The organism is Azospirillum sp. TSO5 (genome assembly GCF_003116065.1).
In the GTDB taxonomy this organism is placed as follows: Bacteria; Pseudomonadota; Alphaproteobacteria; order Azospirillales; family Azospirillaceae; genus Azospirillum.
The window spans coordinates 17572-42788 of the sequence record NZ_LGQY01000058.1 but is presented as its reverse complement, the minus strand read 5'-3'; the positions used below and the strand labels follow the sequence as shown (position 1 = coordinate 42788).

General features: G+C 68.1%; 20 protein-coding genes. 1 reads left to right on the top strand and 19 read right to left on the bottom strand.

The features are described 5' to 3' along the window. Nucleotides 1-116: 116 nt before the first annotated feature. From TSO5_RS16010 to TSO5_RS15970, 9 genes are all read right to left on the bottom strand, one after another. Complete coding sequence (locus tag TSO5_RS16010; protein ID WP_158282427.1) at nucleotides 117-413, bottom strand: hypothetical protein; 297 nt, start codon at nucleotides 411-413, stop codon at nucleotides 117-119. Nucleotides 414-479: 66 nt separating this feature from the next. Beyond that, nucleotides 480-3989, bottom strand: coding sequence for an SNF2-related protein (locus tag TSO5_RS16005; RefSeq protein WP_109152470.1), 3510 nt, complete (start codon nucleotides 3987-3989; stop codon nucleotides 480-482). A 286-nt stretch (nucleotides 3990-4275) separates the two neighbouring features. Further along, a complete protein-coding gene (locus TSO5_RS16000) occupies nucleotides 4276-4470 on the bottom strand; it encodes a DNA cytosine methyltransferase (RefSeq protein ID WP_109152469.1) in 195 nt (64 codons plus the stop codon). 86 nt (nucleotides 4471-4556) lie between these two features. Then, nucleotides 4557-5675: an ankyrin repeat domain-containing protein gene (locus TSO5_RS15995; protein WP_109152468.1), complete on the bottom strand. Its 1119-nt coding sequence runs from the start codon at nucleotides 5673-5675 to the stop codon at nucleotides 4557-4559. 141 nt (nucleotides 5676-5816) lie between these two features. After that, nucleotides 5817-5999: a hypothetical protein gene (locus TSO5_RS15990; RefSeq protein ID WP_109152467.1), complete on the bottom strand. Its 183-nt coding sequence runs from the start codon at nucleotides 5997-5999 to the stop codon at nucleotides 5817-5819. A gap of 4 nt (nucleotides 6000-6003) precedes the next feature. Next, nucleotides 6004-6288, bottom strand: coding sequence for a hypothetical protein (locus tag TSO5_RS15985; RefSeq protein ID WP_109152466.1), 285 nt, complete (start codon nucleotides 6286-6288; stop codon nucleotides 6004-6006). A 20-nt stretch (nucleotides 6289-6308) separates the two neighbouring features. Next, nucleotides 6309-6629 (bottom strand): hypothetical protein, encoded by a 321-nt coding sequence (locus TSO5_RS15980; RefSeq protein ID WP_146203752.1) that lies wholly within the window; start codon nucleotides 6627-6629, stop codon nucleotides 6309-6311. A gap of 127 nt (nucleotides 6630-6756) precedes the next feature. Then, the gene (locus TSO5_RS15975) at nucleotides 6757-7794 is read right to left on the bottom strand and encodes a site-specific DNA-methyltransferase (RefSeq protein WP_158282426.1); all 1038 of its coding nucleotides are present in this window, start codon (nucleotides 7792-7794) and stop codon (nucleotides 6757-6759) included. A 293-nt stretch (nucleotides 7795-8087) separates the two neighbouring features. After that, entirely contained in the window at nucleotides 8088-8504 is a 417-nt protein-coding gene (locus tag TSO5_RS15970; protein WP_146203751.1) for a hypothetical protein, read from the bottom strand. A 208-nt stretch (nucleotides 8505-8712) separates the two neighbouring features. Between TSO5_RS15970 and TSO5_RS15965 the strand changes: the two genes are divergently transcribed. Then, on the top strand, nucleotides 8713-10011 hold the full coding sequence (locus TSO5_RS15965) for a hypothetical protein (RefSeq protein ID WP_109152462.1): 1299 nt from the start codon (nucleotides 8713-8715) through the stop codon (nucleotides 10009-10011). Nucleotides 10012-10174: 163 nt separating this feature from the next. On the opposite strand, the gene TSO5_RS15960 is transcribed toward TSO5_RS15965, so the two are convergent. The 10 genes from TSO5_RS15960 to TSO5_RS15915 all read right to left on the bottom strand — a co-directional run bounded on the left by TSO5_RS15960 (nucleotide 10175) and on the right by TSO5_RS15915 (nucleotide 25109). After that, nucleotides 10175-11479 carry a methyl-accepting chemotaxis protein gene (locus TSO5_RS15960; RefSeq protein WP_109152461.1) on the bottom strand — a complete coding sequence of 435 codons (1305 nt, stop codon included), beginning with the start codon at nucleotides 11477-11479 and terminating at the stop codon, nucleotides 10175-10177. Then, nucleotides 11454-12005: a PAS domain-containing protein gene (locus TSO5_RS15955; RefSeq protein WP_109152460.1), complete on the bottom strand. Its 552-nt coding sequence runs from the start codon at nucleotides 12003-12005 to the stop codon at nucleotides 11454-11456. Before TSO5_RS15955 ends, TSO5_RS15960 begins: the two co-directional genes overlap by 26 nt. A 99-nt stretch (nucleotides 12006-12104) precedes the next feature. Continuing rightward, nucleotides 12105-14663, bottom strand: coding sequence for a hypothetical protein (locus TSO5_RS15950; RefSeq protein ID WP_109152459.1), 2559 nt, complete (start codon nucleotides 14661-14663; stop codon nucleotides 12105-12107). 256 nt (nucleotides 14664-14919) lie between these two features. Continuing rightward, nucleotides 14920-16281, bottom strand: a complete 1362-nt coding sequence (locus TSO5_RS15945) for a DNA cytosine methyltransferase (protein ID WP_109152458.1) — start codon at nucleotides 16279-16281, stop codon at nucleotides 14920-14922. 2 nt (nucleotides 16282-16283) lie between these two features. Next, the gene (locus TSO5_RS15940; protein WP_109152457.1) at nucleotides 16284-18026 is read right to left on the bottom strand and encodes a DNA cytosine methyltransferase; all 1743 of its coding nucleotides are present in this window, start codon (nucleotides 18024-18026) and stop codon (nucleotides 16284-16286) included. Nucleotides 18027-18154: 128 nt separating this feature from the next. Next, nucleotides 18155-19204: a hypothetical protein gene (locus tag TSO5_RS15935; protein WP_146203750.1), complete on the bottom strand. Its 1050-nt coding sequence runs from the start codon at nucleotides 19202-19204 to the stop codon at nucleotides 18155-18157. Nucleotides 19205-19293: 89 nt separating this feature from the next. Continuing rightward, nucleotides 19294-20334, bottom strand: a complete 1041-nt coding sequence (gene repC, locus TSO5_RS15930) for a replication protein C, IncQ-type (protein WP_109152455.1) — start codon at nucleotides 20332-20334, stop codon at nucleotides 19294-19296. Between the two features lie 645 nt (nucleotides 20335-20979). Next, entirely contained in the window at nucleotides 20980-21672 is a 693-nt protein-coding gene (locus TSO5_RS15925) for a hypothetical protein (RefSeq protein WP_109152454.1), read from the bottom strand. Nucleotides 21673-21711: 39 nt separating this feature from the next. Continuing rightward, a complete protein-coding gene (locus TSO5_RS15920; protein WP_109152453.1) occupies nucleotides 21712-22578 on the bottom strand; it encodes a hypothetical protein in 867 nt (288 codons plus the stop codon). 146 nt (nucleotides 22579-22724) lie between these two features. After that, a complete protein-coding gene (locus TSO5_RS15915; RefSeq protein ID WP_109152452.1) occupies nucleotides 22725-25109 on the bottom strand; it encodes a hypothetical protein in 2385 nt (794 codons plus the stop codon). Nucleotides 25110-25217: the final 108 nt, after the last annotated feature.

The following is a 25217-nucleotide window of genomic DNA, read 5'->3' as shown; positions in this document are numbered from 1 at the left end:
ACAATGAGCACACTACACGGACCGGCAAAACTGTCAAAGGAAATGTGCTACGATGACTGCCACGGGAAGTCCAGGTACGGTCAGAACGCCGAGGCGGAAGCCCGCTGGCGTTCTGTTTAGAACGCCGCGGCAGATGCCCGCTGGGCTGGCCGACCGTGCGTCCCTCCCCCGCCGACGTCAACCAGCCCGACCGCCCAGGCGACGGCCAGTGCCAGCGCCGCGGCGAGGGCGACGGCGAAGACGGCCTTGCCGAGGCCGAAGACGGCCTTGATGACCAGCCCGAGAACGGCCAGCCCGGCGAAGCTGGCGAGGAACGCCTGTTCGGAGGGGAGTCCGAGCACGGCCCCGACGGGAACCGCCAGGGTTCCCGACATCGCCGTCCACAACCCGGACACAAGAAGAAACCTCATCATCGCAACCGCCTCCGTTTTGTGGTTATGGACTGGTTTACTTGAAGGTATAGGGGTACATGACAACACTTACAGCGAGTGCCCTCCGGGCTTCCTGCGGGGAGGCTCGGCCTGCGGGCGGGCGGAGAGTCTGTCCGCCTTGGCGGCGGTGGCCTCCGCGACCGCCGAGAGCAGCGCGGAGCGGCCTGCGGACCTGCGGTCCCCGCCGCTTCCCTTCACATCGTTCCACAAGAATACGACCTTGTCCTTCAGCTCCGCGGGGAGCTGGCGGCGGTAGCGGTTGGCGAGCGTGAGCCCGAGGGCGGCCTGCCTCGCGGTCAGGGATTCGCCGGCGGACAGGACATGCCCGACGGCTGCGTCCACTTTCGAGAACCCGCCGCCGTCGGTGGCCCTGGCGCCGTCGCAGGCCCCGGCGACGATCCGGAGCGCACGGTGGATGTCCTCGACATCCTGATCGGCGAGCTTCTCGGCCCATTCCGCGACGCGCTCCCGGCTGACGGCCTTCGTCGCCTCGGTGGTGTGTCCCGCCCGCGCCGGGGGTTCGTGCTCGCTCTCCCGGTCGGCGACGAGGGCGTCAACGTCTTCTTCCTGCATCTCGGGCAGGGTTCCGTCCGCCCGGCGGTCGAGGGCGCGGTCGATGACCGCCTGCTTCTCGACCAGCCTCCGGGCCATCGTGGCGTCCATCGAGCCTTCGAGGACGAGGTGCTGCACGAGCACGCTGGAGACCTGGCCGATCCGGTGGCAATTGTGGACGGTCGCAAATCCAACCACAAAGGAGTGGTCGTCTGCCACGGTGAGGTCATGCACGGTCACGGAAGGGCTCCTTCGCGCGATGAAGGTCTTCACCTCCCGCACCGGGTTGAGCGTGTATTCATCCGTCCCTATTGGCACACCCCGATTGGGGTTGGATGCCGTGTCGTTGTAGGAACCGATCCAATGCCCGGCATTGTGGCGGTTATCGACCTGTCTGAGCGTCACCCTCTCGCCAGCTTTTGCCGCCATGATGGCAACCTGTGATGCAGCGGAAGCGGACTTAGATACCCACTCATTGATGCCATTGCGGAGGTAGCCGTCTCCCGCCGTGTATGCCTGTACGAAGTGCTTCTGCTTGATCGACGGCAGCCTCATCAACCAAGTCGGAACGTTCTTGTCTTCGCACAGGCGTCCGAAATGGTGCCCCATGAAGTTGGCCAATTCCCTGCTGAAAGCCCGGAGCTCGATCCCTTTGCATCTCTTTGAACGATAGACCCTGGAATCGACTCCAAGGTGGCCAAGCGTCAGGGCGATCCGATCCAGGATGGCGTGCTCACGCTCATGTCCAGAGAAGGACACGAACGCTCCCTTCTTGGCGTCTGTGCTGACAAAGCCCTCGGCGAGATACCAGCCACACATGAACAGGAAGTCGTCATCGAGAGCGAGTGCGTCAGGCAGGAACACGGCTCGACCGTTTGTCTGCTTGTCGCCCCATGAGTTGTGGTGTGTGCGAGGGACTCTCATCCAGTCGTCCAGGCGAATCTCCTCGATATCCATATCGCCGTCGCTGACCGGTCTCGGCATCACAAGAGCGTCGCGAGGGCGGACATCGGCTGCTTCCATCCACGTGATCTCGCCATCCCGGAAAACGAGCAGCTTGTGATCGGAGGTGCTGCGGAGCGGCTTGTTGTAGCGGAAGTAGCTGATCTCCGTGATGAGGTCGCGGTGGCTCCTCTTGCTTGTTGCGGTCACCGGCTTCCAATTACCGAGATGCGTCAGGACAAGGTCTCCAACCTTGATGTCCTCGATCGGCACGAGTCCCTTGATTGTCTGGACGAGTTCACCGGCAAGAATGCAGCGGTCTTCCGCCTGGCTGACCGTCGCGGGCACCCAGTCAAGCTCGGCGAAGACGACATGGCTAGACCGGGTCAGGGTGTGGCCGACGCCCATCGCCTGCATCTGGCAGACGAACACGTCGAACTCGCCGCGCTGGAAGGCGTCCACGAGCTCCTGGCGGGTCTTCAGCGGGGTGCCGCCGTGTGCGATCCTGGCGGTGGGGCCGAACGCCTCGCCGATGGCTTCGATGACGTCGGTGTGGTGCGCGAAGACGATGATGCCGCCCCGCTTTCCGTCCGCCTCCCGCTCCTGACCGTCGAGGGCCTGCCGGATGTGCGAGACGACGTACGGGATCTTCGCGACGGCAGTCTCGTGCCGAACCTTCGCCATCTCCGCGAAGGCGGCCCCCTGGCCGCTGCGGAGGGCGGCGACGGCGGACTGGTACGCGGCCTCGTCGTCAGACGCCTTGGCGAGCTCGACGGCGGCCCGCAGCCGCTCGATCTCCTTCTCGTGCCTGCCGGCGGTCGCTGCCTCGGCCTTGACGGCCTTCGCCGCCGCCTTCGCCTGGTCGGCGTTCACGCCGTCGTCGGATTCCATCGCGAACTCGACGACTTGGCGGAACTTCGGCGGCAGCTCCTTCAGCACCTCGTTCTTCGTGCGGCGGACCATGAAGGAGCCGCGCAGGCCGTGCTGAAGGAGTTCAAGGTTCGACGCCCCGTCGTCCTCCAGTCCGTAGCGCCCCTGCCGGCCGTCGCAGAACAGCCCGGCGAAGCTCTTCTCCGGTGCGTACGAGTTCCAGTAGCGGGTGAAGGGGGCGGTGAGGTCTCGCCCGCCGGGGCCGAACACGGCGGCGCCCTTCTTCTTCACGCAGGCATCGACGAGCGGCCACAGCTCCTTCGGCTTGTTCGTAATCGGCGTGCCCGTCATCAACAGCCGACGCTGTGCCGGGATGCCCTCCTTCTTGCGGTAGCTGTCGCCGAGCACCGCTTGCGTCCGCTTCGCCTGGGGATTTTTCAGGTAGTGGGCCTCGTCGCAGGCGAGCAGGGCCCACTGCGTCCGTCCGAGCTTCGCCAGCCCGCCCTTCAGGGCCGCCGCGACGTTTTCCTTGTGGACGATGTCGTAGTTGACGATCACCACGTCGCCGTCGGCGAACGCGGGCTGCTCCTTCCCGGTCCAGACGTGGACGCCGCGACCCTGGACTCCCCATTTCAGCGTCTCGCGGGCCAGGTTGCCCTTCAGCGACGCCGGGCAGACGACGAGGACGGGGCCGTCCTCGACGGGCAGGCTGTTGACCACGCCTGCGAGCATTATGCTCTTCCCGAGCCCCATCTGGTCGCCGAGGATGACCCCGGGCCAGCCGTCGGCGTAGCGGTCGAGGATGTAGCTGATGCCGGCACGCTGGAAGGGCAGGTAGTCCAGCCCGGCGGGGGCGGGGATCGCCGCGTCCGACGCGGCTGACCTCGACGCCTCGGCCGCGGTCTCGGCGGCCCTGGCGGCGGACTCCCGCGCCCGTATCGCCTTCTCCAGCGCCTCCTTGGCCGCGTCATCGACGCGCATGGCATGCCCGGCGGACTGGCTCGACTTCAACGCCTGCGCCGCGACGTCCGGCCTGTCCGTGTACCAGACCGCGTCGGCGCCGACTTTGCGGAAGCGGCAGCCCGCCTCCTTCACGACGTCCTTTTCCTTGCGACCCGCAGGCGCCCCGTCTTCCCAGGGGGGTAGGGCGTGGAACCTGAACTCGCCCGTGCCTGAATTGTATTCGACCCTCATCGGCGTTCCTCCCCAAAGGCGGCACGGCAGCCGCTAGGGTGGTGCCATGCAAACACATCTAAGAGTCTAAGCGGCCGTGTTCGGCGGGGTCAAAAAACGGCGGGGAGGAGAGGCGGGCGGCCCAGTCCCCGACAAAGAAAAGGCGATCCGTCCGCCTCGGGACGAACACGCCTTTCTGTGGAAACCCGCGTGGCGTCTTGCCTTTTTGTGGAACGCTTTTTGGAGGCGCCCGGATTCCACTGGAAGCCGCACTCGGTTCCTGTGCGCGGCTGGGTTCTTTCTTCGTTCACTTTAGTCGCGGGGCGCCCCCCAGACCCTCGCGCTTGCCGGCTTGGCTGAACGCCTGGCAGGGGCTGCCGCCGATGGTGGCGGAGGCAAACCGCGCAGCGATAATCGGCGGCGTGCCCCCGTTCAGCAGGAATTCAAAGCGGTCGGCGAGATCGGCCTTGGTGATGTTGGACTTCCGGGCTTGGTTCTGCATTGTTGTGGCTCCGCGACAGGATTGCTCCCCGAATGTCGCGGGGTGCGGCCATCCCCCTTTCCTGGGCTGGCGTCGCGGTCACCGGGTCAGATCCTGATCCCGGCCGATCGTGCGGGGTCACGACGCACGCCATCCCGCCCCTGCGAACGCAGGGCCTCGCCGAGGGCGGCATGCCCGGTGCGTTCGGCCCGCAGGATCGGGGTGTCGCCCCGCATGCCCGCCAGGCGCTGCCCAACGGGCTGTGCCATCCAGCCCAGCGGAGCGGCGCTGGCCGCTTTCGGGTCGGCCCCCAGGCTCACGGCGGCCAGTGCGAGGTTCGCCCGCCCGGTCTTCGCGAAGCGGTGCAAGACGGTGTCGCCGCTGCGTCCGTTTTTCAGCGGGATCGCGTAGCCGATGTCGGCTCCGGCCTCGACGAGGGCTTTCAGCACGGGCACACGCTTTGCGTCGAAGACGGGCGTCTCGCCGTCGCGGTCCGTTGCGTTCGGGTCGGCGCCCGCGTCGAGCAGGGCACGGACGGTGGGGAGAGAGTCGCCGGCGTAGTGCAGCGGGGCGGAGCCGGCGTGGTCGCGCACGTCCGGGTCGGCGCCCAGCGCGGCGAGGATCCGCACCATCTCCGGGTTCTCGTTGATCGCCGCGGCGACCATCGGCGGCCTGCCCGCGAACGTGCCGGGGCTGGCCGCCAGGGAGGCGCCGAACTCGCGGACGAGCCGCTGGACGGCGACGGGGCGCGAGTGTGTCACGGCGGCGACGAGGGCCGTCCGCTCGTGCCTGTCCGCGGCGTCCACGTCGGCCAGCCCGTGCCGGAGGTACGACAACGCACGCTCGCAGTCCCGGCTGTGGGCGACGCGGTAGACGAAGCGGTCCTGTCCGAGGTCGCGACCCTCGGCGACGGCCAGTTCGGCGGCCTTCAGCGTCTCGCGCAGGAACAGCAGCTCACGCGGGCTTTCGACGCCCGGCCCCTCGAACACCCGCCCCGCGAAAGCGGTCGCCCCGTCCACGACGCTCGGCTCGCCGAATCCGTCCGTCCCGCCCCGGCAGACGGAGGTGGCCGACCAGCGGCCGGTTCCGTCACGGCCCAGCACGGTCACCGTCACGGTGTCCGTTCCGTCCTCGTCGCGGCCCAGCTCGACGCTTCCGGCGATCAGTCCGTTGTCGGCCACCGTGTCGTGCACGACGACCTCCACGTTGCGTGCGAGTGCGTCCAATGCGTCTCTCCCCTGTCCCATGCTTGTTCTCCTTCCCGTCTCGGGTGCCGTTCAGTCCGATGCTATGCCAGCTCCCTTGCATTGTGCAAATGGACCACATGCAAACACATAGTGGGCTTTCGGTTGCCTCATAACCCCGGTTCAAGCGGCGCCGAAGTCGAAGGGGTCGTCCAGCCCCTCGTTCGGCTTCTTGCGGGTGTCCGCGGGCTCGTCCCTCTCGGACTCCCACTCCACAATCATCGCGTCGATCCCCTTCAGGGAGACCAGGAGCCGGTCGAACCCGGTCTCCTCGGCCGCCTTCCTCGTCGTCTTCGCCTTGGCCATCGTCTCACCTCCGGCTCATGGTGGTCACGGGGCGCTGGCCGCATTCGGTGACCAGGTCGATGATGGCGTCTTCCGAGGCGAGGGCGTCGAGCAGATCGCGGGCGGCGCGGGCGACGTCGTCGTCGCTGCCGCAGAGCTCGTGAAGGTGCTCGCTGGACTGAATGTAGGGGATCAATCCAGGAATGCCCTCGTCCAGCAGGTCGGCCAACCGATCGGCCAGCTCGGAGGCGGAGGTGTCCGCGGCGGCGCGGCGGAGGCGTTCGGTGAGGAGGCTGAAGGTCTCGGTCATGGCGGCTGGTATCCTGATGGTCAGTAGATCGCGGGCAGGTCGAAGCTCGGGTCGCGGACGGACTGCTCCGGCCCGGCCTCCGCAGGGGAGGGGAGCGGCACCGCCACGATCCTGCCGGCCTTGCCCGGGTCCGGCGGGAGGAGGTTGAGGGGGGCGCCGATTCCGTCCGTCCGGCAGCCGGTGGAAGGGAGGGCGGACGGCGGGGTGGATTCCGCCGAGGCGACGAAGTCGGCGTAGGGGAAGCAGTCCGCCTTGGCGGGGGCCGCCGCGGCGATGAGGCAGGCCGCGGCCGCAGGGGCTGCGATGAGGGCGGCAAATCCCGCCCGGCTGGTTCTCGTCATCGTGTTCTCCTCGTTCTCGCCGGACGGTGGTGAATCCCTCTCCGCCCGGGCTTGTGTGTGTGTCATCCCTATTCCGTCCTCCGCATTCAGCTTCACAGGCGTTGCAGTTGCGGCATGCAAACAGTTGTCAGGCCATCAAAGCGCGGCGCCCCTCCCTGGCATCGAGCCGCCAGCCGACCGGGAAGCCCGCTTTGGCGAGCCTGTCCGCCCCCTCGGCGGCGTGGCCGATGTCGAGTTCGACGCCGACGGCGTTCCGTCCGTTCGACGCGGTGGCGAGCAGGGTCGTCATGGCACAGCCTGACCCGAACGGGCTTCGGGTCTCACCCGATGATAGGCTCTGCCTGGCAGGCATTCCGCCGGCGAACGGGTCGAGCACGTTGCCGCCGACCGGGCAGCCGGCCAGCAGGCAGCGTTCGGCCAGCGACAGGGGCATGGCACAGCCTGGCAGGCAGTACCTGACTGGCATCAGCGCGGGGTGCTTGATGCCCTTCGCGTTCGACACGGCCAGGGTCCAGACGTCACGGGCGTTGCGGCCCAACGGGTGGGGCGGGTTGGCGAAGCGGGTCGCCATCATGCCCCGCAGGCGCTGCCCGCAGGGCTGTGCCATGCCGCCCTTGTGGGCCTCGGACAGCTTCCAGGCGTTGCGGTTGCCCCGCTTCGACCGCCAACGGGCGAGATAGTCGGGGCTGTACGGCTCGCGGATCGCATCGGCGTTCGAGCAGTAGCCGCTTGGCCGCTTCGTGAACAGGTAGACCGGCTCCCAGGCCCGCGACATGACAACGGCACGCGGTGCCGCAGGCTCTGCGATCCGGTCGGTGACGGGCTCGGGCAGCGGGTTGGTCTTCTCCCAGACGACCTTGTTCCGCAGGTGCCACCCGGCGTCCACCATCGCAACGGCGAAACGCTCCGGCACGAGCATGAGCGACTTCCGCGGTATTCCCGCCGAGGCGTCGTTGGCGTAGCCGTCGCCGATGTTCACGAAGACCGTCCCCGTGTCCTTCAGCACTCGGCGGGCCTCGGCGAAGACCTCCAGCAGGGCCGCCACGAACTCGGCGGGGGTCGTCTCGCGACCGATCTCGCCCTCCGCGTCGCCGTACCGGCGCAGGCCGAAATACGGGGGCGAGGTCACGATGCCTGCCAGGCAGAGCCTACCAGGCTGTGCCATGCAGTCGATGCAGCGGTCGGGAAGCATGCGAAGGGCGTCCCGGCAGTCGCCGACGAATATCGCAAGCTGTCCGCCTCCGTGCGCCTGCCTCATCCACGCCTCCTCGTCCGTCCGACTCGCCGGAGTGACGTATGGCATGTCAACACCTATGTGCTATGCCGTGCCACCGATCCCTCTCCCAGCCCTTGCTCATTGTATAACACAATCTATGAATAATGTCAAGCAAGAGGAGCGATCTCATGCTGGCGCCGAACGGCGCGTCCCCGCTCCTGGGCAGGCGTCATTCGCCCCGGCTATTCCCGGACCAAGCTGAACGCACGCCGCCAGGCCCGCAGCCAGGCTTCGAGTCCGACGGGAAGCCCTCCTTCCGCGAAGACGAGCGGACCGCCGGGGAAGGCGGGGAGCGGGCATGCCCTTCCGTCGTCGATCGCCGCCAGCAGCTCCATCCTTGCGATGGCGTCCGGCACGGCGTCGAAGGTCTCTTCCAGCCAGACGTCCCATAGCGCGGCGGACGCCTCCAGGGTCGCCGCCCTGGCCGGATCGCCGCCGGACCTCGCCGCGCTGACGCTTTCGAGGATCGAGCGCATGCAGGACATCCAGGACGCGACCGTCCTGACGCTGACACGCTTCTTCGCGGGATCGACCAGATTCCGGTATGCCCTCGCCACATTCCGCGGCGGTCGATGGTTGATGGCTCTCGCTTGCGGCATCGCACGTCCTCCTTGAATTCCGTCTTATGCCCAAATCCATAATACGAAATGACAATAATGTCAAGTAAGTGAGAAATACGATCACATTGACGGCGGATGTTGTTGAGCGGTCGTCGGCACGATAGGGTTGCATTGCTTGGAGTGGCACTGGAACTGCCGTTCCGGGGGATCGGCCGGTATCAGGACAGCAGCAAAAGGCTCGCACATCATGAAGGTTTTCTGGTCCTGGCAAGACGACTCGCCGGGGAAGGCCAACCGCCACTTCATCAAGTCTGCCCTGGAGGAGGCTGTCGCGGCCTTGGAAGGTGATTTCGAGCTCGACGACGCCGATCGACCGGCGCTTGATCACGACACCAAGGGGGTGCCGGGAGCCGCCGAGATCGTGCCGGTGCTGATGAAGAAGATCGCGGAAAGCGCGGTCTTCGTGGCCGACGTCACGCCTGTGGCACAGACGGCGGATGGCAAGGCGCTGCCGAACCCGAACGTCCTCGTCGAGTTAGGCTGGTCGCTGAACAGCCCGGGCTGGACGCGTCAGATCTACATTCTCAACACCGCCGAGGGTTGGAAGATATCTGATCTGCCGTTCGATATCCGCGGCCGCCGCACGCTGACCTATGAGCTCGCCGAAAGCGACGACGGCAAGACGAGGGCGAGCGTGAAAAAGCGGTTAGTGTCCGAATTGACGTCGGCGATCCGCACCAACCTCGTACACTACCTGGAAGAGGCCGCAGCGGAAAAGCCGATCACGGGTGTTGAGGCGAAGGCTGACGAGCCTTCCTTGTGGGCTGGCGCGGAGGCCGGTTTCGCCCACCAGGATTCCTTCGGCAACAACCACTGGACGGCGGTGTCGATACCGGCTGGTCCACGTGCATACTTGCGCGTCATCCCGAGCGGATGGAAGTCAAACCCGCCCGATGTGGCCAGCATCGGCGGCCTTGGCTCGAACATCGCTCCAGACGCGCATACCCGCTACGACAGCGGAGATTTCGGAGCCACTAAGGAGGGCTACGTTCGCTACTGGATTTCCTCCGGACGGAGTGAGGTCCGCGAGAGCAAAGACGTCGCCATGTACTTCGAAGACACGGGAGAGTTCTGGGTCCTGAACGGTTCCTGCGTGTGGCAGCAAACCGGGGCTGACCGGCGTTCGGTCGATTTGGCCGACGTCTTCAAGGGCTGGTCCTCAGCTCTCCGCCGCATTAACTGGGTCCTTGACCATTACGGCGCTTACGCTGCCCGCCGTGTTGAAGTTGGATTTACCGGCTTCGACGGAGTCCGCTTCCCCGGAGGCTGGGCGATGGCGGACCGGCCCCCGGCGAGGCGGTCGGCGACTAAGCACGAGCAGAAGGGGCGAGACTGGTCCAACCCCCAGTCCCAGGAAGCCTTCCTGATCGAGGCATTGGCCAAGGTGTTCTCGCTCTTCGGTGTCAACCGACTGTCGCCCGCGCAAGCAGCGAAGTTTGTAGCCGACAACGATCACGAGCGAGGCCGTGAACCGCCATTTGGCTGACCGGCTCAATGGCGTGTGCCGCAGCAAAGTCTTGCAAAACAACAACTTAGGGTTGAGTATTTCCATAAGTATTCTTATGCGAGGACGTCATTCCCCCTTCGGAGGCCCTGCCGCGTGCGGTGGGCGGCGGCAGGGCCTCCGTCGGACATCAGGCGGGCGCCGCTCACGCCATCATCTTCCCGATGAAGGCGTCCACCTTGCGCTGGAGGTCGTCCGCCTGGTCGGCCAGGCGGACGGCGGAGCGGGCGATCTCCTCGGACTCGGCCCGCGTGCGCTCCGCGGTCGTGCGCACCGACACGACGGCGGCGGACACGCCGCCGGTGCCGACCGCCGCCTCGTTGACGTTGCGGCTGATGTCGAGGGTGACGGCGCTCTGCTGATCCACCGCCGCCGCCACCGCGGCCGAAGTCTGCTCGATGCTGCCGACGGTGCCGCCGATTCCGGAGATGGCCCTGGCCGCCCCTTCGGCCACCGACTTCATGCGGGCGATCTGCTCCACGATCTCGTCGGTCGCCCGGGCGGTCTGGTTGGCGAGCTGCTTCACCTCGCCGGCGACCACGGCGAATCCCTTGCCCGCCTCCCCCGCCCTCGCCGCCTCGATCGTGGCGTTGAGGGCGAGCAGGTTGGTCTGGGACGCGATGTCGGAGATCAGCTTGACGACGGCTCCGATCCGCTCGGCGGTCTCGCCCAGCTCGCGCACCGTGTCGTCCGTCCGCCTCGCGGCGGCGGCCGCCTCCGACGACACGGCGCTGGCACGAACGGCCTGCCCCCGCACCTCGCCGAAGGACGCGGCCAGCTCCTCGGCGGCGGCCGCCACCGCCTGCACGTTGGCCGAGGTCTGGGCCGAGGCGGCGGCGGCGGCTATCGCCTCATCGACCGACGTTCCGGCGTTCTCCCGCAGCAGAGCGGCGGAGGCGTTCAGCGCCCCCGTAGCCTCTCGAACCGCCCGGGCGAGGCTCCTGACCTCCGTCTCGGCGAAGGCGAGGGCCTCGTCGTCCCTCGCCTTCATCCGGTCGAAGGCATCGTTGAACACCGCTGCGTGCCGCAGGAAGTCCCCGCGCAGGCCGGTGGTCACGATCTTGCGGTAGTAGCGGCGGTCGTTCGCGTGCTGCATCGCCGCGTCGGCCTCGCGGGCGAACGCCTCGGTCAGGTCGAGGAAGCGGTTCAGGTCGCGCAGCATCTGCCGCATGCCCTCCGGCTCGCCCTCAATGTCGAGCACCCGCACGCCGAGCTGTCCGCGCGAGGCGGACTGGCACGCCGCCATGGCCTTCCTGACGCTGCCCTCGGCCCCGCGCACGCGCCGCAGCCCCCAGCCGGACAGCGCGGCGGTTCCGGCCAAGGCGACGGCCTCCCCCCAGTTTCCGCAGACGGCGGAGGCGATGCCCGCGACGACCCCGACGGCCGCGGTGGCGAGCAGGGCGCGGCGAACCCCGGCGAGGGGGTTAGAGTTCATGGACGAACTGGTCATAGCTCTTCCCCAGCGAGACGAGGTGGTCGTTCAGCAGGCGGCAGGAGGCGTCGAGCCCGGCCTTGCGGTCCGCGTGGCGGTTTTCCTCGGAAAGGAGGGCGCCGTAGATCGGCTTGATCTTCTCGATGGCCTCGCGGCGGGGGACACGGCGGTTGGAATGGTATCCGACCAGCCTCCCCGGCCCCTCATAGCTCGGGGTGACGTGGGCAAACACCCAGTAGTGGTCGCCGTTCTTCGCCCTGTTGTTCACGTAGGCGAAGATCTCCTGGCCGGAGCCGATCCGCTCCCACATCAGCCGGAACACGCAGCGGGGCATCTCCGGATGGCGGATGACGCTGTGCGGCTGCCCGATGAGCTCACGCTCCGTGTAGCCGGACACGGACAGGAAGATGTCGTTGACGTAGACGAGGCGACCCTTGGGGTCGGTCTTGCTGACGATGATCTCGTCATCGGGGAAGAACCGCTCGACGCGGGTGAGGGAGCGCGTCCCTCCCCCTTCGCCAGACACGGTGTCGTATAGTGCCATGTGGCGCCGCCTTTCTGCACAACTGCCATCTACGTGTTGTCATGCAGACAGTATAGGCGCAACGTTATAGATTTGGCAACGCCTATGGCGCGGTGCCCCCTAAACGAGGGATACGCCGCCTCCGCGCCCGGCGGAGCAATCCCTTGCGGGTCTTGCGGCACCGTCGGCCACGGCTTCCGCGATCGCCCTGAGCGCACCCCCTCGGCGGGGCGGCGGGAAGTCGAAGGGGTCGTCGTCGATGTCCCGCTGGCCCTGCCCGCGGTCCCGTGGCGGAACCCCGGCATCCGTGAGGTTCTGCGAATCCCGCTCCGGGTTCTTCGAATCCCTACGGACGGACATGAATGGGCCGCAGTCGAACGGGTCGAACTCGGGAATCTCCGGCGCCGACGTTTCGGCCTGCGCGGCGTTCTGATTTCCCCTGTCCGCCGCTGCGGCGGGCCGGGGTGCGAAGTCGGCGAAGGGGTCGAAGATGCGGGCAGCGGCGTCCGCGCGGGGGGCGACCTCCTGCTCCGCCTGGGCGGACGGAACCGACGCCTCGACGGCGGGCTGGGCGGAGCGCAGGGCGAACGAGCGGCCGGCAAACGTGATCGTGTCGAGGCCGCCCTTGCCGAAGCTGAGGCGGAGACCTTCGACACCCGGCACGTCGAAGCCGCCGTCCACCGAGGTCATCGTTGCCCGGCACGTCTCGGCGAGGTCGGCCAGCACCTTCGACAGCTCGGCGCGGACGGCCTCGCGCCCGGCCCCGTACATGTCCCCCAGCTTGGCGGCGCCGGGGAAGGCGATCAGCGGCTGCCCGCCCGCCGCCTTGGCGAGCAGGATGGCGGGTCGGCCCCGCCCGTCGCTGAGCACCACGGCCTCGACCCCCTTGGTTTTCAGCGAATAGATGCCGTTGCGGACGTGGTTGACGTCGCGGGCGACGAAGTCGGTCAGCACGGACTGCTGCCGGTGGGCGGAGTGCTCGCGCAGCACGTATTTGAACGGGCTGGCCTCGCGGTCCTTCACGAGCGTCAGCTCGGGGCTGCGGACGACCTTCCTGGGGAAGGTGCGGACGACGATGTCGTTGACGTACTCCGCGTCGTATTTGCGGTCGGCCGAGCGGGTCCCCTGGACCAGGCGGTGGAACTGGTAGTCGTCAACGCCTTGCGGACGGAAGTGCGGGGCCTCCTCGGCCGCCCAGCGCGTGGCCGCGAGCGTCATCCAGGCGACGAACGCGACCTCCCCGCCCTCCGGCGCCACCGCCCCAAGGCGGTTGGCCAGCTTCTGCACCGCGCCGGGAATCACCCCCTGGAACCCCTGCCCCGTCTCGCCGCGTCCGAGCGTGCCGAGCCTGCCGAGGAACTCGGCCAGCGGATCGCCCCGGAATCGCCAACTCGTGTCGGCCCCGTTCGCCCCGATCTCGTCGGCGGCCTTCCGGGCGTCCGTCACGATCTGCTCGGGAGTCCGTCCGCCAGCCATGAGCGCCAGCCCGCGGCGAGCGGCGGCGTCCGTCCGGTCGGTCGAGGCGGCGAGCCGCTCCAGGAGCTGGCGGAACGCGTCGAAGTGCCCGCTGGCGCTCACCCCAGCCATCTTCGAGGCATCGAACCGCGAGACGATCGCCCTTGCCCGCTCCGCGACGACCGCAAGGTCCATCTTGGAGACCGGCACCTTGGCCTCCGTGCCCTCGACGATCCACGCACGTGGCTTGCCGCGCAGCGGATCGGTGCCGTCGAGGTAGACGGGGGGAGAGATGTAGTGGACCTGGTTGCTGATCAGCAGGCGGTCGTCGAGGACGGCGCCGGGGATGCCGAGCTCTTCCTCGATGCGCACCTTCGCGGCCTTGAAGACCTCCCGCATCTGCACGTCGTCGAAGCCCACGTCGGACTCGAAGAAGACGTGCAGGCGCAGTTCGCCGGGGGGCTTCGACGGCTGGAACGCCGATGACGACCACTCCGCGCCGCAACGGGCCGCGTGGAATTCCTTGGGCAAGATCACGCGGATCGCCGTGCGGACGGCCCAGTCGGCAAAACCGTCGGTGTTGTCGATGAGGGCCTGCCGGACGATCGCGTCGAACATGTCGTCGGGTTGATCCCCCGCGGCAGAGAGACGGGCCGCGACAGGGTGGATGTCGAGGCCGAGCTTCCGGGCCGCCGAGGCGAGCGTCTGGATATGCAGCCCGTCCAGATCAACCATCACCCAACGCCGATCCTCCGACGGCTCCAGGTCCGGCACCCGCGCGGAACCGTCGTCGCTGTCCCCCTTGTCCTTGTAACGGCGATTGACCGCGTCGCGCTTGCCGTCGAGCCGCGTCTTGTCCTGCGCCGCGACGAGCACCCGCCGGAAAGCGTCTGGCTTGAGGTCGGCTCGGACGGTCAGCTCGTGCGGGCCGACCTCCTGGAACCGGGCGATCAGCCCGTTCAAGTCGGCGGCACGGATGTAGCGGGGGTGGAACAGGCTCTCGTCGTCGTACGGACGGACTCCGTCCTTCGAGAAGGTTTTCGACGCACGCCGTCCCTCACCAACCATCCCCATAACGAGGGCGCAGAGATCGCCGCTCTCGCGAACCACTTCCTTGAACGCGGCGCGGACATCCGCCGGGCTCGCGGCGTTGTATTCAGAGAAGCCGCCGAGGTGCCGCACGACGTCGGCAAACCAGTCGCCGAGGAAGTCGGCGTCGCTCATGTCCGTCGTTCTGTCTTTGTGCTGCGGCGACCGGGACGAATTGCCGTCCCAGTCGTCTCTCGTCGAATTCAGCCTGCCAAGCCCCGCCATCGCGTTCTCCTTCCTGTCCCGTGCCTGCCCCGGCGCCGCCGCAGCCACATCAAGTGTTGGCATGTAGGCTACGGTAGCGCTGGGAAGCAGATAGGGCAACGGTAGTCTCTCAAGAGTCGGCGGTCAAATCGGCCCCCTGAACAGGATTGCAGCGTTTGACGTGCTGTTATGCGGACACTGCCGTCGCTTCGTTCGCCGCCTCGTGACGGGACGAAGGCCGGGCGGTGGCGGTCTGCGGGACGAAGAAGTCCGGGCGGCGCTCACGCACGTGATCGACCGTTTTCGTGAAAATGAAGCGCATCACAGGGACCGCCATCGAATTCCCGTGGCCCTTGTAGGCGTCGCCGTCGCTCGCGAAGGCGGCGATCTCGGACTCCGTGAAGTCGAGGCCGATCTCGGCGTACATGCGGCGGCGGGCGGCCACCTCGCTGGGGGACATGGCCTTCGGGCGCTTGCCCTCGGGGGCCGGGACGGCGTGCCACCAGTCCGGCATGCCCTGAAGCCGAGCGGTCTCGATCGGGGTCAGGCGGCGCACGCGGTGGCGGCGCTGGCGGCGACCGGCCTCCGCCTTCACGGCAGCCTTGAGCTGGGCATAATCCATTTCGGCAACGGAAACCTTGTTGCAGTAGAAGTCGTCACCGCATGCCAACACCGGGTGCGCGACCACAAGGTCGGTCTCCGACGCGCAGCCGGCGGGGCGCGACATCCCCGCGCCGGAGGCCAGCAGCGTCCCGGCGGTGGTCGGGTGGCACAGCCTGATAGGCTCTGCCTGGCGGGCATGGCACGGCCCCACGGGCAGGGACTGCTCGACGAGGCTGGGAATCTGGTTCGAGCCAGACGGGGACGACTTCAGGGTCGGGGACACGGTCTCGGAGTAGGCCACGGAGCCCGCCTTTGCCCCCTGCCCGCCCATGAAGGCGCCCGCGATGATATTGAAGTTCTTGCCGGCGGGGCCGGTCAGGCACGCGGCGACGCCGCCCTCGACCTCGCGCACCTCGGAGCGGGAGTTCTCGACGTACGCGCCGGGCGTGGCGGCCACCACGGTTTCGGAGCCGCCGCCGAAGCTGCCGCCGGACGCCCGCAGCGTCTCGCCGACATCGGTGCCGGCCCAGCGGCCGAACCCAGCCTCGCGGAAGGCGCCGGCCGGCTGCGGCAGAAGGTAGGCCGCGACGTTGCCCTCCCCGCCCTGCTGGGCGCGGAGCGTGCCCATGCCGTCGTCGTAGGTCTTCGGCGTCGCGTCTCCGATCACGCCGAACACCGGCACGTCGTCGGCGCCGAAGTCGTAGGCGCCCGCAAGGTAGCGCCGCATGGCGGCGGTCAGGACGGACTTCCGCCCCTCGGCCTCGGCGACGGCCTTCTCCGCATCGGCGCGGAGGCGGGCGAGCTGGCCCTCCACCGCGTCCAGGACGGCCTTCAGGGCCTTGGCAGAGTCCGCGTCGCCGGAGGCGGCGGGCTTCGCCAGCGCGGCGGCTTTCGTGAGCATGCCGATGATGTCGGGGCGGACGTCGGCCCTGGTCTTCTTTGCCATCTTCAGATCTCCTCGTCGTCGGTGTCGGTGTCGGTGTCGGTGTCGGTGGCGGTGGCGGTGTCGGTGTCGTCGGCATCCTCGGCCGAGCCTTTGGCCCCGCCGGTGCGGATGGCGGCCAGCGCGTCGTTGCGGGCTACCAAGGTGGTCAGGCTCTCCAGCTTCCGAGCGAAATCCGCCGCGCCCAGCCGGGTCGCACCCTTGAGCGCGGCGTCGAGCTCCTCGATCGCCAGCAGGGCCGCGCGGCAGTCCGCCAGTTCGGCCTCGACGTGCCCGGCGACGAGGTCGAGGCCGCCGCAGACGTACTCGTCGAGGCCGGCTTCCAGGCGGACGGGGATGGCCTTGTCCCGGCGGTCGGCGCGGTACAGGATGCCGAGGCAGGCCAATGCCGACAGATCATAGGATTCCGGCACGAAGGTCCGCAGCAGGCAGCCGGGGTCGGAGAGTTTCGCCTTGCGGCCGGGGTTGAGCGGACCCTCGCCCCAGTGCGGCTCGCAATCCGTGCCGAAGCGCTTGGTCTTCGGGTCGGGCAGCCAAACCATCACGTCGCCCGTGGCGCCCTTGATGTGGATGTCGGGGACCTTCACCTTGCCCTTGCCGCCCGCCTTCCGGGGCGGCCGCTCGGGCCAGTCGAACAGGATGGCGGTCGGGTCGAGGCCGTTGCCGACCTTCGTCGCCACGGCGAAGATGCGGCGGCGGCGCTGGGCCACGCCGTAGTGCTGCGCGTCGATGACCCGCCATGCGACGACGCGGGACGGTCCAGCCACCACCCCGGCGTTCGGCCAGCGCCGCTTCAGCGTGCCTTTCGTCATCGTGCAGTAGGCGTCGGGCGGCAGGATCTCGTGCGGGGCGACGGCGAACGGCGAGAAGGCCACCAGCACCTCCGCAGCGGCCGAGGGGGCGGCGGCGAGCGCGGACAGGAACGCCTCGCGGTCGCCGTCCAGGACCGCCTTGCCGAGGGGCTTCGCCAGGGCGGCGCCGTGCTCCTTCGAGATCGCCTTCGGGAAGCTCCGGCGGAGGTCCTTGACCTTCTCCGACGGCTCGGTCACGGCGACGCGGAACGCCTCGTCGTCGAGCAGCAGGGAGCACAGGCCGGGATGGTCGTCGAGCATCCCCGCCACGTCGGGGGACTCCTCAAAGACCCGGGCGAAACGGGGATCGGCCCGCAGGGGCGACCAGTCCGTCCGGGGGCGGCGGAAGCCGGAGAGGTGGCCGATGAGATGGCCGAAGGCGTTGGTCGGGTCGTTGAGTACGCCGAAGACGTTCTCCCAACCGCTGATCTCGGGGTTCACCTCGTCGATGAGTTCGCAGTACCGCAGGGCCAGGTTGCCACGGATATCCCGCAACCCCTGGCGGTTCCCGGCGAACGAGAAGGGTTGGCACGGGCTGCCGCCGATCATGATATGAGGATCGCGCCCGTTCAGCAGAACCCCGTAACGGCCGGCGAGGTCGGGGGCGGTGATGTCGTCGAGGTTCGGGACGTCCGTCCAGGTCTTCCAGACCTGGCACTGCGTCGGCGCGTAGCCGGAGTGCTCCGAGATCGCCACCGTCTCGATCGGAAGCCCGGCGCTGGCGAGGTAGGGGGCACCCACGCCCGCGAAGCCCTCGAACATGGTCAGCGGGGCGATCCCGGTCGCCTCCGCATCCCACTTAACCTTGCCCTTGAGAGGCACAAAATGCTTGTCGAGGTATTCAAGGCCCTCGGGACGCACCGTCTGCACTGCCGCTCCTCCATCGATGGATTCCATCGGCGGAGTGTCTCGGAGGACGGACGTGCCCCTTTCCCGGGCTGGCGTCGAAGACGCCTCTACGATGGCGTCGAAGACGCCTTCCCTCTCCCCCGCTGCGGCGCCTTATCCTGCGGGGGATGCGGTGATCAGAACAGCGAGTTCCCGGGCGACTTCGTTGACCGCGTCGGCTGGGGCTGGCGGGTGACGGAGACGTCCAGGGCCTTGCCGAGCGCCTGCATGCCCCCGCCCTTCCGGGCGGACACCGAGCGGGCCGCAGCCGCCGCATGGCCCGCCGCGTCGCGCATGGCGGACATTGCCTCCTGCGGGGTCGAGAACGGGAAGGTCCTGGGCTTGCCGCCGTCGCTCCCGCTGTCGGCGACGTAGACCGCCATCCCGCGCCCGGTGTCGATCAGCCCGACCGCCGCCAGGGCGCCAGACGGACCCTCGACGCTGGCCACCGGCCAAGGCGCCCAGTCCCTTACCCCGGAAAGCCCGTCGCCGATGCGGCGGGAGACGGTCTGGGGGTCGATGCCGGAACGGATGACGAACCCGGCATCGACGAGTCCGACCAGGAACGTCTCGCAGAACCGCCCGCGGGGACGGGCGGATTCCCGGCCCGCGTCGCCTGCGGACAGACGGCTGCGAAGGCCCGCCGAGTGGTCGTCCCTCGCCTCGGCGAAGCGGAGCCGCGCGGGGACGACCTCGTCCGCGAGGGCGATCCCACCGGGATGCCCGAGTTCGCCGGCGGACGGAACGGGGCCGCTGCCGAAGTCCATGGCCGCCCTGCGGCCCTCTTCGCCGCGGGCTGTGGTCGGCCGGCGCCCCTGCGTCTCGGCAAGCCAGCCGTCGATCCGCTCGACCAGCCCGGCTCGCGTCGAAGCCGCGAGGCTGCGGGAGGCTCCCCCCTCGAAGCGCGACACCGCCCCGAGAACCGACGCGGCGGCCCGGCGGAGCGTTCCTGTCGCCCCCTCCCCCGCGTCTGCCGACCGCTTCAGGAGCACCGCGCACACGCAAGCGGTTGCGGACAGCCCTTCGCGGGAAAGCCTCCTGGCTCCCCCCGCGACCGCCTCGGCGACGGTCGCGGCAACCTCAGCCGTGTTCGGAAAGCCCGCCTTGTAGAGCGTGGCGCCAGCGGAGAAGAGTGCCTCCGCGGCGGCCCGCCTCCGCCCGAAATCGGCCTCGTCAACGGTGTCCATCGTTCCCATTCCCTGCCTCCTCGCTTGATCGGTTGAGCCGACCGCGTGCGGACCGGCGCCGCCCATCATGCCGCGCACTCCGACAGCCGTCAAACTTGCTGCATGCAAACACTAATTGAGCCGCCTCTGGTGACGGACACTTTCCCGTCGGGGAGATGCTGCACTCTCCAGCCGGGCAGCCGGCCGAGCTTGTCGAGAGCGCCCCTCACGGCGAACCGCTTCGGGCTGTTGATCACCGTGCCGGCGGGGTAGACGTGCCCGGCGAGGGTGTCAGGCCAGAACGTCGCCGTTCTGCCGGTCCAGACGTTGCAGGACAGCCAGTTGTGCAGCAGCTTCGCGATCTCGCCGGACAGCGCGTTGCGTTCGCCGAGGTCGATGCACAGGTGCCTGGGCCAGCGCCCCTCGTGGTGCCCGACGAAGAAGATGCGGGCGAACCGCTCGGCCAATGTGATGTCGAGCTCTCCCGTGTCGCCCACCAGCTCGTAGGTGATCAGGGGCTCGCCGCGGTACTCGACGAAGCGGTTGCCGACCTGGTGGCGGTACGCGTAGCTGATCTGCCAAAGCCCCTTCAGCACCTCCGGCAGCACCTTGAACATCGGCCCGCCGACCGACAGGCCGGACGCCTTCAGGAGGGCGGCGGTGGTCGTCCTGATCCTGACGCGGCGGTAGGTCGCCCCGGAGACCAGCGTGCGGTCCTCGACGACGATGCCGGTCTCCGGCTCGGCCTCGTAGAACTCCCGCTTCAGCACCCCGGCGAGCGAGAGGGCGCCGAGGAGGACGGACTGGTGGATGGCACAGCCCTGCGGGCAGAGCCTGCTGGGCATGTCGCCGACCCCTGGCGGGTAGTAGACCTGGATCTCGCGCGGAGGGCCTTCGTCTTCGGGGACAGGCAGCCACTCAGTCTCGTAGCGCACGGTGCGGGTCAGTCCGCCCACCTTCTTCGGCGCGTCCTTCCCTCCCTTGGCCCGCACGGTGAAGATGTCCAGCTTCCCGATCGCGACGTCCTGCCGGGCGGTGCCCGTGGCGTAGTCCGGGCGCTTCCGCCCTCTGCCGGGGCCCGCCGCCCTCGTCCTGATGCCGACCGCTCCTTCGCCCATGCCAGTCAGGCGCTGCCTATCAGGCTGTGCCATGCGATGCGCTCCCCTTTTGATCATTGTCTTCACCGTAGCGCCATGGGTGTTGACATGTCAATTACAGAGCGCGGGGCGGGCGTAAAACATCGAAAATCGCTGAATAAACATCGAAAACCGCTAACGCCCCTCAATCTGGACGGTGGCGACGGCCCCTACTGCCGCAACGAAGACGGGGCGGTGGCGGAGGTTATTCCGTTTCCGCCTTATCATTATATTATCTTTTAGTTACCCGCACGTACGCGCACGCGCGTTGGTTTCACCGAACGTCTTGGTTTCGGACGGGCGGGGCGGATGGGGAGGTTCGTTCGGTCGGGAAAAGGGATTCCCGCAACGGAAGCGGAAAGGGGCAGAGCCCGGTGGAATCCTCTTTCATCCCGGGGCGGAGCTGAAGGCGGACGGACGGGACGGACGGAAAATGGTCGGGACGGGGCGTGCGGACGGGAAGCGGTCGTCCGCACGCCGGGGCGACGGGCCTGCCGACACACCCCACCCGGGATGAAGGAGGAGATCGGCGGCGGCAGCCCTCCGACACGCCGCAGGAGGCTTTAGGAAGCCCATGCAGAGCATTCGGAGGGGCGGGGTGCCCCGAGACAGTCGGAAGATGCGTCCAGAGGGGGCTTTCCGGCCCGCCGCGGACGGAAGTCACCCGGACGGGGTCTCGGACATCTCGGCCGCCGTGGCGAAGGCCAACTCCAGGGCTTCCTGGTTCAGCCCGCGCAGAGTGTGCGGCCTGCCCGCCGGGCAGACGAGCGGCCGGCGAGGCGAGACCGCACCGACGTAGAGCTTCCAGCCGTGCGTCCCCTCGCGGCGGACGGAGACGATCACCCGGACGTCCCCCTTGGCGGCGACGGTCGCGGTTAACTCGCCCGATGAGGGACTCCACAGGGCCGCCCGGGCGGCGGACGCCTCGTCGATTGAGAAGCCCGCCCGGCGGAGCGTTCTGAACGCCCTGGCGAACCCGACGGACGCGGCGAAGGAGTCGCAGGCAACGCCGAAAGCGACCTTGCCCGCCGGGACGGGGCCGCGTCCGTCGGTGAACAGGTTGTCCACGGAGGTCGGCCCGCAGTCCGTCTGGACGGCGAGTCCGCCGTAGGTGACCTCGACAGCGAGACGGCCTCCGTCCGCCAGGACCTGCATTGCGGGCATCGGGCAATCGTTCGGCCCGATCTTCAAGGTGAACCGTCCGTGCCGGCCGAGCCCTCCGACAACCTTGGCCAGCCTCGGCAGGCTGTCGTCTTTGACATACCTGCGGAGCCGGGCGAGGACCGAGCGCTGGAGGCTGAAGACCACGAGGGCTTCGACGGGAGTAGTCAGCGGGGTTTCGCTGTCGGTCATCTGCTCGTGCCTTTGTGTTGGACGTCACGTCGTTCCGGGTCAGAGCTTCGGCCCGCCGGCCTTCCGCGTCTGCTGGCTCGCGTGCTCCGTGCTCGTCACGCTCCGCTGCGGCAGATCGCCGAAGGCGAGGACGGACTTCCGCTGCCTCGGCCCGAGCTCGGCCTCGACGGTGGTCTGGCGGTAGCCGTTGCGGACCTCCTTGACGGCGCTGCCGTCCGGCCAGGCAGCCACGACGCCGAGGCTGCGGAGGTCCTCCGCGTCGTAGCACTGCGGCGGGTCGAACGGCAGGTGCGGCCTCACGTCGAAGAAGTGGCGGCCGCACTCCGTGAGCGTGGTTCTGAGGTCGTTCAGCGCTGAGGTCATGCCGCAGGCGTCGAGGGCGAAGTGCAGCGCACCCACGGCCCGCTCCATCGCCTCCGCCCTCACCTTCCGCACGGCTTCGCCGACGTCGGACATCCTGCCGCCGTGGCGGAGATACACGCCCAGGAACTCGTTCATGTCCCGCACGGTCTCCGCCCCGCGGATGCGGTCGGCGAATGATTCCAGAAGGCATTCGGTGCGGCCCATGGCCCGCAGCGTCCCCCCGGACGAGCAGAGCGCGGTCCCGCTGGACGGCTCGAAGGCCACGACCCCCATGAATTCAAGGTCGGACTGCCCGAAGTCCGCGTCGAGCATCGCCTCCGGCGGGAGCAGCCGGCCGAGCACGTCCTCGACCCGTTCCGGACGGACTCGGTCGGGATCGGCCGGGTCGTCCAGCCAAGCGATCCCATCGGGATCGACGGCGGCGACCCGGGCACGGGCGAGGGCGGGCGCGAACCCGCGGATGGCCTCCTGCACCCCCGCCTCCCCCGCCCACGAGAACCTGTCGCTGGATTGCTTCGCCCGCTGCTGCACTTCGTACGCCATGGCCCGTCCCCTCTCCCCGTGTGCGCCCGTTCGGCGCGTTCCGGGCAATCGTGACGTCCTGGCGGACGGATCGCAAATCGGCCCCCAAGAACGGGAAAAGGAGGCCGAAGCCTCCTTTTGTTCTCTTTTGCCGCCTCTGGGTGGCGTTACAGCTTCAGCCCCCCGGACCTCCGTCCGGTTTCGGCCTCGCGGGCGGGAGCGGGGGCGGAACGGACGGATTCCCGGACGGCCTCTGCGATGCACCTTGCGGCAGCGTTGCCGCGGCGGGGTGCGAGCTCCGCCTTCATCTCCAGGATGTCCTTCACGGTCCAACCCTCGATCCGTCCGGAGTTCCCGCGCTCGGCGACGAGAGCCATCCCGCTGCTGGAGACCGCCTCGACATCCATCTCGTCGCGAAGGCGCGTCATTTCGCCCCGGGTGAGCCCAACCTCCTCGGGGGCGACCTCCACCAAGCAGGAGGTGAAGTCGAGCGCCCGGAACGAGCCTGCGACCTCCAGCACCAATCGCCCGCGTTCGTCGCACGCCAGACAGTCCTCCTTCGTCCGTTCATCGAGGAAGGGATCGACGGTCTTCCAGAACGCAAGGCCGGCGGCGCCGAGGGCTGGGAGATCCTCGGTCAGCGTCAGGATATCGTTCTGGCCCGCATAACGCAGGGTGTTCAGAGCGTCGGCAACTTCGTTGGCGTTGCACTCCATTTCTCCGGAGGCGATGTTGCGGAGGTCCTGGCAAGCATGGACGGCACTCACCATCCGAGCCGCGACGGGGTCGTCCGAACCGTTCGGGTGGAGGAACTTGAGGGCATACTGCCCAGCGTTTTCGTCGGCGGGTGCTCCGACCTCGCGGCAGACCTTCTCGTATCCTTCGAGGATGTCGGTCAGGGCGGCAGCGTCCCACCTCTCGCCGGCGGACACTGAACGGTGCATCTCACCGACCATGGCGTCGAGCACGACGACATAGCGCTCGGCCAGAGCGTCGCGCAGGCTTTCCTTCCGGTAGACAGGGAAGTCGTTCCCGGAACCCCGATGCACCATGAGGCAGTCGCCGCCTTCAACAACGGCGACCATTTTCTGGTTCTCGGTGTTGAAGCAGATTCGCTGCGCATCACGGAAGCTCATGTCCGCGGCACTGCCACCAGCGACCGGCAGCACATCCGATACACGGTCGGTGGCAGACTCGAACGCCACGCCGCAGGCCTCGTGCCAAGGCTTGGCGGAGAATCGTCCGTCCTCCAGCACGATGGCGCCCGCCGTGTATCCGTCCCCGACATGGGCACCCGCCTCGCACCAGACGCTCCCCTGCCCCATGTCCACAGTCGGGTAGTTCGGACGAGCGAACTCGGCGAGGTTGTCGATGCTGACCGGCACGTGGGCCTCGACCGCCTCGAACATCTCCCGGAGGGAATGGAACTCCGGCTTGATATTTGAGAGATACTCGATAAGCGAGAAGTCGGTGCGGGTTCCTCCAAAGTGGACAACGTGGACGGAAAGGGGGGCGTCATTGGCTTTATCATGGTCGCCGACCCCATTGACCGGGTCAGGAGCACCAACGTAAGCATTCAGCTTCTCTGCGATCCGCGGCAGTACCTCCGGCACATCCATCGCCTGCTTCGCCTCGATGGCGAGCAGCAGGGCCTGTGCGCGGGGCAAGCTCTTCTCGATCGCCTGCACCACCAACTCCACTGGAAGGGCGGGAAAAATGGGGTCCTCTGAGGGGAGGAAGCCCACCTCGGTGGGGATTTCCCCGGTGACGTGCGCGACGTAGGCAAGGGCCGCGGCGGTGGTTGCCAGCCGGCCGAGGGCGAGCAGCACGGCGGACTCCTCGATCGCCGGCATCATGCCGTGGCGCTCGGAATCGCCCTGCTCCCTGCCATAGAGGCGGCTGTGTCCATGGAGGGTTTCTTCCTCGCACATGAGGTCGTGGTGGAGGTCGGCCTCGATGTCCATAGGCAGGACCTGCACGTCGCTGCTGGACAGCCTGTCGAGGCAGGCGCGGGCCTCAAGGCAAAGGGTGACGAAGTCGGTGGCCTCGTCCAGCGTGCGGATGGCTTTCGTGACGGTCTCTTCCGGAATTCCGTCCGCGAGCAGCACCTTGAGGTTGCTGACGACCGTGTAGGCTTCGAGGGCGGTCGCCATCTTGCCCGCGACCGGGTCGTCGCTTGCGTTCAAGGAGAAGCCGGGACGGTCAGGATTCAGGAACTTCATGGTGTATTCGCCCGCGACGCTCCAGGCGGACGGCTCCAGGTCCCGGCAGAGATGCTCGCAGTCCTTCAGGATGTCGGCCAGCCTGGACACGTCCCACGCCTCGCCGGCCGCCGCAGCCCGGTACAGGTCGCCGGCCATGCCGTCGAGCTTCCCGAGTGCCCAGTGGATGCTCTCCGTCTGATCCTGGGCATCGGCGATCAGCCCGTCGAGCCTCTCGGCCATAGCCTCGATCTTGGGAGTGAGGGCTTTCAGGCCGTCGATGCCGTCCTTGATGCCCCTGATGCTCGGGAAGCCGTCGCCGTCCGTCCTGATGTCATCCGCGTTTGCCATCACCTTCTCCTTGCTGGCCGAATTTGCAGCCTATTAAGTAGCCGCATGCAAACACAATGCTTGCACGGAAACGCTATGTCAAATCGGCCCATCTGGTGAGCGGACAGG